The sequence below is a fragment of the Chitinophagales bacterium genome, assembly GCA_016787225.1.
Classification (GTDB): Bacteria; Bacteroidota; Bacteroidia; order Chitinophagales; family JADJOU01; genus CHPMRC01.
The window spans coordinates 73839-91836 of record JAEUUY010000010.1 but is presented as its reverse complement, the minus strand read 5'-3'; the positions used below and the strand labels follow the sequence as shown (position 1 = coordinate 91836).

Genomic DNA, 17998 nt, shown 5'->3' with positions numbered 1-17998 from the left:
TTATTACTACTGTGTTGTGACAGGAACTTGTGGTTTAGATACGACGACGACCTCCGCAGTTATCGTCAATCCTACGACGATCATCACGACAGAGCCTGCTGCTACGCAGACGGTTTGTCAGAATGCGACACCTACGAATATATCCTTAATTTCAGGAGGAGCTTCATTGACTTATCAGTGGTATAGTAATGCTTCTAATAGCAACTCAGGCGGAACCTCTATAGGTTCTGCTACCTCAGCGAGCTATACTCCACCGACATCGACTGCAGTTACTACTTATTACTACTGTGTTGTGACAGGCACTTGTGGTTTAGATACGACGACGACCTCAGCGGTTATCGTAAATCCTTCTACTGTTATTGGAACTGAACCTGCATCCTCACAGAATGAATGTATCAATCTAGCTTCAACAAATCTGACCTTGGTAGCTTCGGGTACAGGTTCTCTTACTTATCAATGGTATAGCAATACGACTAATAGTAACTCTGGTGGAACTTCATTAGGTGCTTCGGCGACATCTGCCTCCTTCGCACCGCCTACTTCCTCTGCTGGAACTATCTATTATTATTGTGTAGTCACTGGTAGTTGTGGACTTGACACTAGTATTGCCTCCGCGGTCACTGTGAATCCACTGCCTAGTATCACATTAGGGACTAGCCCTGCGGTATGTCAAGGTGTAAGTTCGGCTAATCTGCCTTATACAGCCACATCAAATTCACCTAATCAGTATAGCATTGATTATGTTGCCGCAGCTAATACGGCAGGCTTTGTGGATGTAACAAATGCTAGCTTACCAGCGACTCCAATAGTCTTGACCCTACCAACGGGTGCTGCAGCTTCTACATATAATGCTACTATTATCGTAAGAAATACCACTACTGGCTGTGTGAGCTCATCTACCTCGTTTACTGTTACCTTAAATCCTACGACAACTACTATTACAGTTCAGCCGTTATCTACGCAAACAGTTTGTCAAAATGCTACCCCAACTAAAATCGGAGCAGCAGCTACTGGCGGTACCTCTATGTCCTACCAATGGTATAGTAATACAGTTAATAATAACACAACGGGAACTTTGCTTTCTGGCGCTACCCAAGATTCATTCACCCCTCCTACGAATACCACTGGGACTATGTATTATTATTGTTTAGCTACAGGCTCTTGTGGTGCTGCAGCTACCAATACTTCTGCTGTTATTGTGACACCTATTACTTCTATAACAACTCAACCAGCAACCACACAAACAGTTTGTCAAAATACAACCCCTACAAGTATCTCTGTAGTAGCAGCTGGTACTGGAACAATTTCCTATCAGTGGTTTAGCAATACGACTAATAGTAATTCTGGAGGTACTTCTTTAGGGGCATCTGCTACTTCTGCAAGTTATACGCCATCGACCTCTTCTGCAGGAACAACATACTACTTCTGTGTAGTAAGCAGTTCATGCGGCTCTGCAGTCAATAGTAATACTTCAATAGTAACGGTGACTCCGAATAACACCGCTGGCGCGGCTTCTTCTACACCTACTCTATGTATCAATACCGCTTTAACTCCTATCACACATACTACGACAGGAGCTACAGGTATTGGCACGGCTACAGGTTTACCAGCAGGTGTCAGTGCTTTCTTTGCTAGCAATACAATCACGATTAGTGGTACGCCTTCAGCCAGTGGAACATTTGCATATAGTATTCCATTGACAGGCGGTTGTGGTACGGTCAATGCCACGGGTACGATTACAGTGACTCCGAATAACACCGCTGGCACGGCTTCTTCTACACCTATTCTATGTATCAATACTGCTTTAACTCCTATCACGCATACTACGACAGGAGCTACAGGTATTGGCTCAGCTACAGGTTTACCGGCAGGTGTCAGTGCTTCCTTTGCTAGCAATACGATCACGATTAGTGGTACGCCTACATCAAGTGGAACATTTTCATATAGTATTCCATTGTCAGGTGGTTGTGGTACAGTGAATGCCACGGGTACAATTACAGTGACTCCGAATAACACCGCAGGCACAGCTTCTTCTACACCTACTCTTTGTATCAATACTGCCTTAACTACTATTACACACACTACGACAGGAGCTACAGGTATAGGCACTGCTACAGGTTTACCAGCAGGCGTCAGTGTTGCATATGCAACAAATTTGATAATCATTAGCGGTATTCCTACGGCAAGTGGTACATTCTCTTATAGTATCCCATTGACTGGCGGTTGTGGTACAGTGAATGCCACAGGTACGATTACGGTGACTCCAAGCATGACTGCAAGTGTTGCCTCTTCTTCACCTAGTCTTTGTATTAATACTGCTTTGACTGCAATCACACATACTACCACGCTTGCTACAGGTATTGGCACGGCTACAGGTTTACCAGCAGGTGTCAGTGCTTCCTTTGCTAGCAATACAATCACGATTAGTGGTACGCCTTCAGCCAGTGGAACATTTGCATATAGTATTCCATTGACAGGCGGTTGTGGTACAGTCAATGCTACGGGTACGATTACAGTGAATCCGAATAACACCGCAGGCGCGGCTTCTTCTACACCTACTCTATGTATCAATACTGCTTTAACTCCTATCACACATACTACTACAGGAGCTACAGGTATAGGCACGGCTACAGGTTTACCAGCTGGTGTCAGTGCTTCCTTTGCTAGCAATACAATCACGATTAGTGGTACGCCTACATCAAGTGGAACATTTGCATATAGTATTCCATTGACAGGCGGTTGTGGTACAGTCAATGCCACGGGTACGATTACAGTGACTCCGAATAACACCGCAGGCACGGCTTCTTCTGCGCCTACTCTATGTATCAATACTGCTTTAACTCCTATAACACATACTACGACAGGAGCTACAGGTATTGGCACGGCTACAGGTTTACCAGCAGGCGTCAGTGCTTCCTTTACTAGTAATACGATTACGATTAGTGGTACACCTACATCAAGTGGAACATTTTCATATAGTATTCCATTGTCAGGTGGTTGTGGTACAGTGAATGCCACGGGTACGATTACTGTGAATCCGAATAACACCGCTGGCACGGCTTCTTCTACACCTAGTCTTTGTATCAATACTGCTTTAACTCCTATCACACATACTACGACAGGAGCTACAGGTATTGGCACGGCTACAGGTTTACCAACAGGTGTCAGTGCTTCCTTTGCTAGCAATACAATCACGATTAGTGGTACGCCTTCAGCCAGTGGAACATTTGCATATAGTATTCCATTGACAGGTGGTTGTGGTACGGTGAATGCTACGGGTACGATTACGGTGACTCCGAATAACACCGCAGGCACGGCTTCTTCTTCACCCACTCTATGTATCAATACCGCTTTAACTCCTATTACACACACTACGACAGGAGCTACAGGTATTGGCACGGCTACAGGTTTACCAGCAGGTGTCAGTGCCTCCTTTGCTAGCAATACAATCACGATTAGCGGCACGCCTTCAGCCAGTGGTACGTTCTCTTATAGTATTCCATTGACAGGTGGTTGTGGTACGGTCAATGCTACGGGTACAATTACGGTGACTCCGGCTACTTCTATTACTGCTCAACCAGCTGTATCACAAACTGTCTGTCAGAATTCAGGTCCTACTAATATTACTGTTACGGCTGGAGGTACCAGTCCATTTACCTATCAGTGGTTTAGCAATACGACGAATAGTAACTCTGGAGGAACTATTGTGGCATCAGCTACATCTGCTGCCTTTGCACCACCTACTTCAACTGCCAATACTCGATATTATTATTGTGTAGTAAGCGGCACTTGTGGTGCTTCTGTAACAAGTAACACATCAGCTGTAATAGTAACACCTGTTACAGCCATTACTACGCAGCCAGCTATGGCTCAAACAGTTTGTCAAAATACAGCTCCTACGAATATTTCCGTGGTCGCCAATGGAACAGGTACTCTGACATATCAGTGGTATAGCAATGCGATCAATGCCAATACTGGAGGAACTTTAATCGGATCAGCCAACGCCTCAATTTACACCCCTCAGACTGCGAATACTAGTACGATTTATTATTACTGTATCGTAGGGGGAAATTGTGGGCCAAGTGTAACTAGCAGTCCAAGCGAGGTTACTATTACCCCCGCCACATCTATAAGCACACAACCAATAGTGACTCAAACAGTTTGTCAAAATTTTACACCAACGAATTTATCGATAGTAGCAGCTGGAACGGGAACTGTTAACTATCAGTGGTATAGTAATACGACCAATAGCAATACCGGTGGAACATTAATTAACTTAGCAACCAATCCTAACTATACACCGTCGACAAGCACTGCTGGAACTTTATATTATTATTGTATTGTAAGCTCATCATGTGGAAGTCTTACAAGTAATACCTCTACGGTTATAGTGAATCCACAAGTTACAATTACAACTCAACCATTATCTAAAACGCCAGTATGCCAAAACTCAACCTTCAATGCTAATGTCACAGCTAATAATACATCTGGCTATCAGTGGCAAAAAAATGGGGTTGATGTTTCTTCAGGCACTGGTGGAACTACAGCTAGTTATAGTCTAGCGAATATACAAGCATCAGATACAGGTGTATTTAGAGTTTTAGTAAAGGGTCTGACCAGCTGTCCTGATGTATTCTCTACAAATGATACCTTAACAGTCACCACTTTAGCTGTTATAACCACAGCTGCGAGTGCCTTCCAGATATGTGAGGATCAGTCAATCAGTATTACTGCATCTGCTGCTAATGCAGCGGGCTATCAGTGGTTGTTTAATGGCAACCCAATTAGTGCTCCGAATGGAACGGCTCAAAATTATACCAAAGGTGGTGCACTAGCTACTATGTCTGATAGTGGAATGTATAGATTGGTAGCTTTATCTGCCAATGCGGGAGCTACAGTTTGTAAAGCGGATACCTCTGTAGCTGTGCTAGGAGCCGTAGTAAGAAAGATACAGATTACAACACAACCGCTGGCTATGACGCGTGTTTGTCAGAATTCTTCTTTTAATGCATCCATAGTTGCGAATAATGTCACTTCCTATCAATGGAGAAAAAATAGTGCCAATGTTTCCATAGGAAGTGGAGGCAATTCAGCGAATTATAGTATAAGTAGCGCACAGCCTAGTGATGCTGGAATTTATACTGTGCTCATGACTGGTAATGCGCCTTGTCCAAATGTAACGAGTACCAATGACACTTTACAAGTAACTGCACTAGTAGCTTTTATAGTGCCACCAGCTGCATTTACAGTTTGTGAAGACCAGCCTATTTCCATTACGGGATCTGCTGCTAATGCAGCGGGCTATCAGTGGTTGTTTAATGGCAACCCAATTAGTGCTCCGAATGGAACGGCTCAAAATTATACCAAAGGTGGAGCACTAGCTACTATGTCTGATAGTGGTATCTATAGATTGGTGGCTTTATCTGCCAATGCCGGAGCTACTGTTTGTAAAGCAGATACTTCTGCTCCAGTATTAGGTTCAGTGAGAAGAAAGATTCAAATTACAACTCAACCGGCACCTTTGACACGTCTATGTCAAAATACACCATTTAATGCATCTGTTATAGCACAAAATGTAACTAGTTATCAATGGAGACGTAATGGTACTCCTGCAGGTTTTGGAACAGGCGGTAATACAGCGAATTATAGCATATCTTCTGCACAACCGAGTCAGGATGGTATTTATACCGTGTTTATGACTGGAATTGGACCATGTCCTAGTGTGACTTCAGCTAATGACACCTTACAAGTAACGCCATTGGCAACTATAACTACTCCTCCTGTCGGCTTCCTGGTATGTGAAGATCAGTCGATAAGTATAACAGGTAGTGCTTCGAATGCTCCGAGTTATCAGTGGTTATTTAATGGATCTCCTATAGCCGCGCCTAATGGAAATGTCCAAACATATACCAAAGGTGGAAATGTAGCAGCTATGTCTGATAGTGGCATGTATCGCCTAGTCGCTCTTTCAGGTATGGCAGGTGCTACTGCTTGTAAAGCGGACACCTCAGCAGCAGTTTTGGGTAATGTCATTCGAAAAGTTGTAATAACGACTCAACCACCAGCAAATTCTTTAGCATGCGTAGGTTTGAATTTTAATATGTCTGTATTTGCTCAAAATGTTAGTGGATATTCATGGAGACTCAATGGCAACCCTATCGGTCAAACAACAGCGACTATGTCTAGAATTCCATTCGCTATAGCAGATACAGGAACTTATACTGTAGTGATATCAGGTAATACTCCATGTCCAAGTCTGACAAGTGCCAACGCAAAAGTTACTGGAACAATGCCAGCACTTATCACGTTGGAACCTGCTGGTAAAAATCTATGTCTTGGAGATAGTCTTGAATTGTCAGTTACATCTATTAGGACTCAATTCTATCAGTGGAGAAAGAATGGAGTGAATATTGGCAGCCCTACTACAAGTAATAAGTTTAAAATTTCTTCTGTGGGCTATTCTGATTCAGCAACCTATAGTGTCATAGCCATTGCATTTAATGGGTGTATCAACGATACATCCGCCTTAGCTATCGTCAAGGTTAGAAGACCGCTTTCTATTACTACACCGCTAGCTAATTCTGATGTAAAATGTATTGGTCAGAATATTATTTACACAATAGGTGTAGCAGGTTCTGGTCCATATAACTATACTTGGACATTTAATGGTACTAATATTGGAACTAATAATGCTACTTATACCAAAAATGGAGCTTCTTTAGCAGATTCTGGTAGATATATTGTACAAATTCAAGGTGATATAGCTTGTCCTAGTGTAAGAGATACTATCGACTTAAGTATAGAAAGACAGCTTGCCATCTCACTTCCGTTAGCCAATTCGGATGTGAAATGTGAAGGTCAAAACATTAGTTATACAGTTGGCGCTTCTGGTGTTGGTCCATTTACTTATAGCTGGAGAAGGAATGGCACCTCGGTGGGCACTAACAATGCCAACTATGCTAAAAATGGAGTCTTAACCTCTGATTCTGCTAGGTATATCGTACAAATACTTGGAGGAGGAGTATGCCCTGCTATTTTTGATACGATAGATTTAGATGTCAATAAAGCTCCTGTTATAGTGACCCAACCGAGTGGAAATGCACCATTTTGTATAGGCTCAAATATTATATTATCTGCTACAGCAGCAAATCAAACCCTAATCGAATGGCATAAACAAGGTCAAGGCTTTTTAAATCAGACAGGTAATAATTATGTTTCTACTGGATCTACATCAGCGAGTGCTGGGAATTATTTTATCATAGCAAAAGCACAACCTGCTTGTACAGATGTGAGTTCGAATTTGTTTAATGTAACTATGACGAATTCTATGGTTATAGATACTCAGCCAGTAGGAGCTCAATTATTAGAAACACCGCCAGGAAGTCATACTTTATCTGTAAAACCTTCTGGAATTGGGCCATTTGCTTATCAGTGGTTTAGAAATGGAGTCATAGTGCCTCTAGCAAATGCTTCGACATATACCATAGCGAATTATGTGGAGGCTATTGACTCGGGTAGTTATCAAGTGAGAATAACAGCACCCGCTCCATGCAATAATGTGGTATTTTCTAATATTGTTAGAGTTTCGACTATAAAATGCCCTAAAACAGTAAATACCCTGCCTGCTGTATTGGATCTATGCGCAGGCAGTGCATTGAATATAAATGCTACGGCTTCTGGCACCATAGCATATCAGTGGTATAAAAACAATGTAGCTTTGACAGGAGAAACGAATGCAATACTTTCTATATCAAATACAAGTATAAATAATACTGGTGTTTATAAGTGTATGTTGTTTGCTCAGAATGCTGCGTCTTGTTCAAATGTATTTACTAGTAACGTAGTCGTGACGATAAAAGAGAAGCCACTTATTGTTACTCAACCGCAAGGTCCTAAATTATGTGAGGTGACAACCCATACGCTTAGAGTGAATGCTAGCAACGTGGAAACCTACCAGTGGTATAGAAATGGAGCAGCTATTGCTACCAATGGAGATAAAGATACATTCTTAGTAAATAGTATAAACAATAGTGGAGATACATACTATGTGGAGGTTAAAAACAATGTTTGCCCTGGTTTAGCATCTAGTGGTGTAACCATCAAGTCATTAAAGCCAAGTACGAATATCTTCTTGGCTAATAACTCTGAATTCGATCTTTTAGAGCGTTGTACAGATGAGAATGATTGGACTTATTACTCCAATAGTTTGCAAACAGAAAAACTCTTAATCGCTATTAAGAAAAATGGCAGCAATTTTATAGCACGACCTGATATCGAATTGATGAATGGTATTCGGGAAATTTCTCCAACGAATAGTGAAAATAAAGGAGCTATTCTCGGTCGCAGATTATTTAACCTCGATATTGATGGCAGTGTATTGAATCCTTATGATGTCAAAGTATATTACGATGTAGCTGAAACGGATGCTGTTTTAGCGAGATTAACTGCCATTGGATTAGCTAATCCGAGAATTGTAACAGACAAAGTAAGTTTCGCCGTCTTATTAACTACTGGTCAGCCATTTACAAGTTCATTATGGTCAAATCTAAGTATCCCATTAACAATGTCACATTCTATAATTAGCAGAAATATCGATACAGGTAAAGAGAATGGAGTAAACTATGTTATCCTAAAACAGCTTTCAAGCTCTAATCTGGGAGGTACAGCTTATGTGGATTATATTCTTAAATCTGGCTCAAGTATTAGTCAAACAACTAAAAACGGATTCGGATTTAATCTCTTTCCGGTACCTACGACTGATGGCAAGGTTACTGTAGAAGTGAGCAGCAATAATTTAAAGCCTATTACCTTTACCGTGACAGATATGACAGGGAGAGTAGTAGCAGTAATCCTAGAGAAGCATACTAGTTTAGAGAGTACACATGCCTTTGATTTTAGCCAATTAGCCAATGGCAATTATCAATTGATACTTTCCAATGATGAAGAATCTGCGATAGGTCGATTTACTATTGAAAAGTAGTATTTAGATTTTATCAGAATTATTAAAAGCGAGGTTAATTTTGCTATTAACCTCGTTTTTAGTTTACGATTTACAATTTAAAATCTTTTCCAACGTTAAACAAAGGCTTATATTTGTTATATGCAATCGAATTTTCTGATTAAGATATCATTTTTGGTTTTACCTATTGTTTTGAAAACACAAGTTCAATATTTGGTTTATTTCAAACCTAAAGATATTGAAAAAACTGCTTACGCGCTCTCTGCAGATGCCATGAAAAGAAAAATGCTATATGGCATTTCGCTTGATGACAAGGATTATGCTATAGAGCCTCACAGAAAGTCATCAATAGAAAAAATTGTTCCAGTGATAAAGTCTTCACGATGGCTAAATGCTGTATCTGTAGTATGTACAAAAGAAGAATTAGAACGAATAAAAAAGCTAGAATTTGTAGATAAAGTAGAAATTTTAACTGGTATAGAAACCAAACTAAAGTCTAGTTATCAAAAACTTGAAACAAACTATACTATTGAGCAGTATGGTGCTGCATATACTCAAATAGAGCTCCATGGAGGGCGTGCACTTCATGATGAAGGATTTGAAGGTCAGGGCATGCGCATAGGAGTCTTCGATGCAGGCTTTGATCGACTAGATAAAATTTCTTCTTTTAAACATTTGTTTACAGAAAATCGAATATTCCCAGTGAAAAATATTGTTCAAAATTCAAATGACGTATATACCTTGGATGGACATGGAACTGCTGTTATGGGTTGTATGGCTTCGTTTTTAAAAGACACTATTGTAGCAAGTGCTCCCAAGGCTAGTTATTATTTATTCATAACTGAAGATCCTAGAAGTGAAACTCGTGTAGAAGAATTGAACTGGGCTGTAGCTGCGGAAATGGCGGATAGCATGGGTTTAGATATTATTAATTCATCTTTAGGTTATCATCAATTTGATGATCCTTCTCAAAACTATACTAGAGATGATATGAATGGAAAAACTACCATAGTATCCAAGGCAGCAGCTATAGCAGTTGAAAAAGGAATAGTGGTTGTGAATTCCGCAGGTAATCATGGTAATAAAGACTGGGGTATTATAACGGCTCCAGCCGATGTTGAAGGAGTGATATCCGTAGGAGCTCTCGATATCAATACTAGTTTAGCCGATTTTAGCTCTAAGGGTTTTTACAAGTTAAATTATATAAAACCCAATATAGTGGGGGTAGGAAAGGGGACAACACTTTATTATGATATGGGAAATTATCATTTTGGAAATGGTACATCTTTTTCATCGCCTTTACTAGCTGGGCTTATCGCATGTTTTTGGCAAAAAAATAGTTTTCTGAAACCTCAAGAGCTCAGAACTCTGCTCTATTCCACTGGTTCCAATTATTTAAGTCCTAATCTTGAAATAGGTTTCGGGTTACCACAATTTCATAGACCATTCTCCTTTAATCTAATAAAACAGAAGGAAAAAAATCTATCTGTATTCCCTAATCCTTCTCAAGGTAATACGATACTGGAAATAAGCTCTAATGAGTCTATAGTGGGCGCAGAATTCGAAGTTTATTTTGCAGGAAAAGTCATTTCCAAATCAAAGGTAAACTTACTGAAAGGTGTGAACCACATTTTTATCAATACAGATAACTATGCGAAAGGGTTATACTTTTTTAAGGTAAAAATGGGTAATTTTAGCCTAGAGGAAAGATATATTAAAAACTAGATTTTACCAGTAATTATCCTTCTTACTCTCACCGATATTGAATGCCAATGAAACTCTCATTTGATTATCTAAAGGTGAACGCTGCTGCGTGATAGGCAGTAGATATGAGAAATCTAATCTCAATGTATTATATTTTAAACCTAATCCGGCAGTAACGAATTGTCTTCCTCCAGCACCTTCTGGTTCAAAGAAGAATCCTGCACGTAAAAAATATGTTTTTTGATATGAATATTCTGCTCCTGCATGATAAATAAATTCACCCAATTCACCACCAATTCCATTCGCATGATCACCAAATGATACAAGCATACCTCCTATGGATCCATGCTCTTTAAAATCGGGTATGCCATTTCTGTTCTCATCTACAAATTTAAATTTACCTTGATTGTCTCTAGTATAAGTAGGAGTAGGCACTAAAAGTTTATCCAACTGAATACTCAAGCTCACCGTATTGTGATCATCGATTTGACTCTCCATACAAGCTCCTAAGGCTAAATTGGTAGGAATAAAGTCAGGTTGACCATTAGCACTGTATTGAATTTTTGATCCAATATTGGATATATTGAGTCCCAAATTGAGTTTTGTTTCTTGGAATCTTCCTATCTCAAGTCTCTTAGTGTAGAAAGCGGCAAAATCTACCGAAAACGCATTGCCCGCTGGAATTTGAGTCGTGGCCGTCGTAGCTCCATTAGATAAATCGGATAAAATAAATCGACCACTGGCTCCAATCCCAAAATTTTCGGAAAGTCGAAAAGAATAGTGCCCTTCCGCTGCAAATTCGAAAGGCTTGGATATTCCTAAATCCCCACCTGATGCATCCTTATAATTGATTTGACCTAGTGTAAAATATCGCAAACTAATACCAGCAGCATGGTTTGGTGAAATTTTATAATATCCATTTGCATTGATGAGGTAAATATCATTGGTGATTTGTCTCAGCCATGGTGCAAAATTGACCGAAGCGCCCATGTCATTGTCTACAAAGGCAAGTTTTGCTGGATTGTGAAATCCAGCATTATTATCTGCTGATGTAGCTACACCTACTTCTGCCATACCCGCAGAGCGAGCATCCGTAGCAATACGCATAAAAGGTACCCCTGTCGTGATCACATATTCTAAACCATTGTGATTAATAGTCCCTTGAGAGTATAATTGATTTGAGAAAATAAGTAAAATAAAAAATGGAATTACGTTCCCGACAACTCTGAATAAAATCACGTTTTAGTTTTATATAATTTAAATACCAACGCAAATAAACAAAAATTATTGTAATAAAACCAATTTTTCGTATTTACTAGCTGTTTCACCTTTAGAGTCTCTTATAGTCACAGTATATATGTATACCCCCTTACCTATTTTATCGCCAAAATCATCCTGTCCATTCCAATGTATTTGATCTCTTACTCTGAAACCTTCTGTACTTATTTTCTGGTGAATTCGCTTAACTATGCGTCCCGATATTGTCATGATGTTGATAGATACATCTAGCATTTCATTGGGTCTATTGTGCTCAAATTCGAATCGTGTCTGCGTAGTGAATGGGTTGGGATAATTTAGTACATGCATCAATGCAATTTTTTCAGACGGTGCTACTATAAACTCCGTGTAGCCTTCGCCCGGATTGTTGTATACATCCCATGCCTTTACTTTTATCGTATGTCTTCCATCTTTCAGTTTGTAAAATGGATAATTGATTCGACCACTCATAAAATCCCCTTGTTCTGTTCTATAATAACTATTGAGGTTGATAGGAAGTCTTAAGTTATTGTCTAAAATACCCGTGATATCATGGCCAATTCCAGCTCCAGTAGTATTGATACCACTCGAATCAAATAATTTAACTAACAAAATAGGGTCGTTATTCGTTATGCCTCCGAATGCGAATTTTTCATCATTCATAAATAGAGTAACTTTCGGGGCATCATTGTCTGCCGCTGCATTTAAATTAGCTCCTCCTATCCAGACATTAGTATCCATGCCTGAGGCGTCACGATAAGGCTTTTGTCTTACATCTGCTGCATAATACGATATCTTGCCTCTCCCTATAGCATAGTTAATATCTTTGGGTACAATGAATTCTATAGAAAATTTACCATCTTTTACCTCGGTACTACCTCGGAAGATTCTACTCTGTTGTGTCTTAAAAGTATCATTCGCTATTTTAGGGGTCTTGATATCATTATAGTTAAGTTTATTTAATGTAGGTTTGTCTAATACTGTAATCTGACAGAATCCATTAAAATTATTCATAATAGTATTGGATAGATCGCGCACTTCACCTTGTATTTTTACCCTGCTCAGTGATTTCAAGGTATCATCTGTTCCATTAGAAATATTGGTAGTTACCACATTAAATTTAGGTAGATTGAGTTCTAAAGCTGGATCCCCAATTAAAACCACTTTCTGAGAGTTAGCATCTATATTATTAGAAATCTTGGTTGCACGAGCTATATCGCCAAGTGTTTTATTATTGGTACCAAAAAAACTAGCAAAGAAATTATTCATAAATGGACCTTGATCAGAAATTAAAACTTCTCTGCATGTAGTCAAAAGTCCTATAGCACCACCATCTTTCTGTAAGAAATACCTTTCGCCTGCAGACTTATTATTCGAATTGGGCTTATCATAGGGTGCAAATCCGCAAGTGGCTGTGGTAACGAAGGGGAGGGAATATTCGTTTTTGTAAATAGGTAGATCATTAGAGGACAATATTCTTTCTTGCGACCAGTTAAACTCACCTCCATGACCTACATAGGTCATGAGTATATTTCCAAAGGTAAAGTTATCTTTGACTAGCTTTTCTACATCTTCATATCGCTGTCCTCCTGAAAATTGTTGTTGAAAAAATGCATCGAGATACACCTTGTTTTGCAATGTCTTTATTCGATTTTGCTCTAAAAATTTACTTACTACTTCATTTTGTGTGTAAAAGTCACTATCAACTCTATCATCATAGTCATCAGCTACTAGTGTTGTTTGGTTTCGCCAGTCGCCATAGGATTTAGCATGTTTATATTTTTTTATTTTAGCTACTACATCTTTAGCTTCTTCTAGAGTGGATACGGGTAATCTTCCCACTCCATATGCCATAGTTTTATCACTATCATCTAAATTGGTATCTATTTTATAATCCAAACCATAGATATCGTCTGTAGGGAACGATACCAAGTAATCACTAGAATAAAGTGTTTCGTAGGTAGGCACAAAATCTTCACATGCATTATTTGTTTTATTCACACTTTTGTAGTCTACACATGCTTTACCAAATAGTGTAATCGTAGCTAACTTTTCAGTTGAACTTAAGCTTTTTTCTGCTATTGCGGAGATAAATCTGCGGATAGCCGATATGTCTTTATTTCCAGAGTTGTATTCATTATATATATGCTCAACATCTACTACGTGGGTTATTATACCTCGTTCTTCCTTATGAAATTCAGCTAATTCCTTTGCTTGGTTTAACCAAGTTTTATGGGTGATAATAAGATTTTGAGCTGCACCGAGACTCATCAAATCTTGATTGGCAATCTTTCCTATTGCTGAAGGTTTGTAAGCATTGTTGTCTTCAAATACTACAAACTCATTTACCGAAGAGGTATTTTCAAATATAAGATTTTTAGTTGTAAGATTTTTGAAAGAACCTATAGTCGTCACATCCCATAATTTAGCGTTTTGCGCTCCGCTTAAATTAAATTGAATATTGTTTCTTGTTCCTACTTCTTCTTTAAATCGAAAATTGAATTGTACTCCACTATAAACCAAAGGTGCTTTGCCATTGACAGTTATAAAATCTAAATATAGATTTTCATTCATAGATCCATTAATTGAAAAGCTAATAGTAGAATTGCTACCAGGGCATGGTATTTGTAAAGTATCAACTTGATATTTATCTGAAGGACTAAGCGATTGAGATTTCACAAAACCATTATTCACTGCAATAGTAAGGGATGCACCGCTTAGTTTTGTCAGGTAACTGTAGGTTATAATTATTTTTTCACCCCCACTACATTGTGATATTGGAAGGTTCAAGGTGGTTGTTCGCACAATATTATTCAATGCTTTATGATACCAGATTCTTCCTGAAAGATTAGGGTTGAATGAATCTTTATCAAGTATTCCAAATAAATCAAAATTATTGAAGGTTCGTATTGGATTAGAGCCTGAATTAAGGGTGCCTAGTTTTTTTGAACTACCCTCAGTAGTAGTGAGAAAAAAGGATTGCACATCGGTATAATAAGCAGAGGTATGCTCAAACCAGCCTTTAGTTAGATTTAATTTTTTCCCAAGTGGGCCATCTCCATAGAATAAAATGTAATCTTCTTTTTCGATGACGCCATTTGAATTTAAATCAACAATTTCTATATTATTTTCCTTTAAAGACGCAGAGTTATTTGTAAAATACTCTGCTGAAACACCACCACCATAGCCAAAAATACCAATAGTAGTCGTATTCAATTCTTGTGGATTTATTTTTAAATCATTGACCAGAAAATTATAATCTAATTTATACACGCCGGACTTATCAATACTGAATTTGTACCAATTTCCTTTGCTTAAAACAGAAGCTCCCTGCAACTTAAAAGTTGAAAGTAGAATAAATATAAATACTAAAACTGGGCTTCTTTGCGTTAAGAAAGCAATATAATATTTCATAATTGGATTTCAAATATAGACAGAATAACTTATCTTATTAATTTTGTATGTTTGAAAAATAGGTTTATCAAAATTTACAACGTTTCGGTGATTAAAAAATTGTTTGGCTTCGTATTTAGTTTTCTTCTTTGGGAAATGGCTAGTTCACAAGACATTCATTTTACCCAGCTTGCTCAAACACAGTTTTTTTCGAATCCATCATTTGCAGGTATACAATTTGGTCCCAGGATATTGGCTCATTACAGAAACGAGTACCCTAATATCGGTAGCGATATTAATTCTGGCTTCAATACCTATTTTGTTTCATATGACCAATACATTAAAGAGTACAATAGTGGATTAGGAGCTCAGGTGATTGTTGATAAATTTGGTGATAATATTTTTTCCAGATATTATGTTAATATTAACTATGCCTATCAAGCAAAATTTAATGAATATCATGCTTTAAGATTTGGATTATCTGCTAATTTGATTCATCAACAAATAGATAGGTCTAGATTAGTCTTTTATGATCAAATTGACCCTATAAATGGCTTTAGCCAATTGGCTCCTACCTCTGAGGATATTTCAAACTCTTTGTCTCATACTGGGTTTAATTTTCATGCGGGACTAGTTTATTTTACAAATTATTTTTATGCAGGTTTAAGTGCTCGAAATATGCTACCGAAAACCAATCTGGGAAGTAATACAACAAAGCAATTTGGGGATTTGGTTTTATCCAGTCAAATTGGTGGGGTATACTGGTTTAATCAGGATAAACGTATTGGTTTGTTTCCATATTTTTTATTTGACAGACAATACGGATATAACAAATTTGTTGGCAATGTTCTATACCAATATGAAACTATTAATCTAGGTTTAGGATTGCGTCACAATGCAAATGAGATAGAGTCCATTTTATTTTTAGCTGGATTTAATTTTAATAAGGTCAGAATTAGCTATTCTTATGATCTCAATTTGAATGGAATTGCATCGTATTCTGGTGGTTCTCATGAGATTGGAATACGAATTCTCCTTAAAGGGGAAGACAACTCGCTCTATCCGAATGAGTACAAAAATATCCTTTTTTGCCCAGATTTTATGAGAAATTAAAAAAAATACACAATAAAACTTAAAAATTGCGTTATCTTAGCGAACTGAATTTAATTTAAAAAATTATCAACATGAAAAAACTTATTGTTTATCTTGTCATAGGCAGTTTCCTTTTAGGAGCGGTTTCATCTTGTAAAAAAGGTAGCTCTAAGGCTGGTAAGTCTGAAACTACTGGCTGGAACTACAATGATACCAAGAATGGAGGCTTTGAGAAGCTCAATTATGCAGGACAGGCTACGGCGCCAGGCTTAGTGCTTGTGCCAGGTGGTACTTATTTGATGGGGCAAAAAGACGAAGATGTTATGAGAGATTGGAATAATGTAGCTCGCAGGGTTACTGTGCCTTCTTTTTACATGGATGAGGCTGAGATTTCAAATATTCAATATCGTGAATATACCTATTGGTTAAGCAGAGTGTTTGGTGAGTCTTTTCCTCAGGTAGTGCAGCGCGCTATACCTGACACATTGGTATGGAGAGATGAACTAGCCTATAATGAGCCATACGTAGAATATTATTTCAGACATCCTTCGTTTGATAATTATCCTGTGGTTGGGGTTTCTTGGTTACAAGCTAATGACTTCGCAAAATGGAGAAGCGACCGAGTGAACGAGCAAATATTAGCGACCAAGGGTATCATTAAAATGGAGCCTACGTCAGATGTAGATGATAATAATTTCAATACGCAAGCTTATCTCGCTGGTCAATATGAGCCTACAGCAGGTAAAAAACAAGTTAAAGACGTGGCTCAAGGTGGTAAGGCTACTCGACCTGTCAGATTTGAAGATGGTATTCTTCAACCAGATTATAGATTGCCTACAGAAGCAGAGTGGGAATATGCAGCGTACTCCTTAGTCGGAAATCAACCATATAAAGATGAAGAAAGAATAACAGAGCAAAAGATATATCCATGGAATGGACATAGTTTGAGATATCCGAAAACAGGTAAATTACAAGGTGATTTCTTAGCGAACTTTAAGAGAGGAAGAGGTGATTTCATGGGCTTAGCTCCTAATTTGAACGACAATGCATGCCCAACTTCACCTATTAAGGCTAATTATCCTAATGACTTTGGATTATTTAATATGGCAGGAAATGTTAATGAATGGTGTATGGATGTTTACAGACCAATGACTATGACTGATGCTGTTGACTTTAATTCTTTCCGTGGTAATATCTTCAAAACTAAATTGAGAGGTGAAGATGGCGAATTAGCGGAGAAAGATTCTTTAGGTAGACTGCAGTACAGAGATGTGAAAGAAGAAGAGGCCGCAGCTAGAAGAAACTATAGAAAAGCTGATGTGAGAAATTATAGCGATCAGGATAAAGAGTCCAATGTTATATATGGTTATGGAAGGTCTTCACTTATCAATGACCAATCAAGAGTATATAAGGGTGGATCATGGAAGGACCGTGTATATTGGTTATCACCAGGCACTAGAAGATTTTATCAGGAGTATGAGGCTTCTGACGATATCGGATTCAGATGTGCTATGGATAGAATGGGTAGCCCATTAGGCAATAAGTTCCCTGCAGGAAACGTCTTTAAAAAGAAGAAATAAAAATAATGATTTA

At 38.4% G+C, this 17998-nt stretch carries 6 protein-coding genes; 4 read left to right on the top strand and 2 right to left on the bottom strand.

Annotation, left to right across the window (positions count from 1 at the left end):
* Both JNL75_03090 and JNL75_03085 read left to right on the top strand, forming a co-directional pair.
* Nucleotides 1-8980: T9SS type A sorting domain-containing protein (locus JNL75_03090; GenBank protein MBL7788804.1), on the top strand; the 8980-nt coding region annotated here is incomplete at its 5' end.
* Between the two features lie 120 nt (nt 8981-9100).
* On the top strand, nt 9101-10684 hold the full coding sequence (locus JNL75_03085) for a S8 family peptidase (GenBank protein MBL7788803.1): 1584 nt from the start codon (nt 9101-9103) through the stop codon (nt 10682-10684).
* 3 nt (nt 10685-10687) lie between these two features.
* Here JNL75_03085 and porV read toward each other — a convergent pair whose 3' ends face one another.
* On the bottom strand, nt 10688-11902 hold the full coding sequence (porV, locus tag JNL75_03080) for a type IX secretion system outer membrane channel protein PorV (GenBank protein ID MBL7788802.1): 1215 nt from the start codon (nt 11900-11902) through the stop codon (nt 10688-10690).
* A gap of 45 nt (nt 11903-11947) precedes the next feature.
* Nucleotides 11948-15334 (bottom strand): type IX secretion system sortase PorU, encoded by a 3387-nt coding sequence (gene porU / locus JNL75_03075; protein MBL7788801.1) that lies wholly within the window; start codon nt 15332-15334, stop codon nt 11948-11950.
* Between the two features lie 87 nt (nt 15335-15421).
* Here porU and JNL75_03070 point away from each other — a divergent pair, with 87 nt between their 5' ends.
* Nucleotides 15422-16426, top strand: coding sequence for a PorP/SprF family type IX secretion system membrane protein (locus JNL75_03070; protein ID MBL7788800.1), 1005 nt, complete (start codon nt 15422-15424; stop codon nt 16424-16426).
* Between the two features lie 71 nt (nt 16427-16497).
* A complete protein-coding gene (locus tag JNL75_03065; GenBank protein MBL7788799.1) occupies nt 16498-17985 on the top strand; it encodes an SUMF1/EgtB/PvdO family nonheme iron enzyme in 1488 nt (495 codons plus the stop codon).
* The last annotated feature ends 13 nt before the right edge of the window (nt 17986-17998 follow it).

Bases quoted from the DNA above. Each gene is read 5' to 3' on its own strand.
- JNL75_03065 (MBL7788799.1), top strand. From the start codon at position 16,498: ATGAAAAAACTTATTGTTTATCTTGTCATAGGCAGTTTCCTTTTAGGA.
- porU (MBL7788801.1), bottom strand. From the start codon at position 15,334: ATGAAATATTATATTGCTTTCTTAACGCAAAGAAGCCCAGTTTTAGTA.
- JNL75_03085 (MBL7788803.1), top strand. From the start codon at position 9,101: ATGCAATCGAATTTTCTGATTAAGATATCATTTTTGGTTTTACCTATT.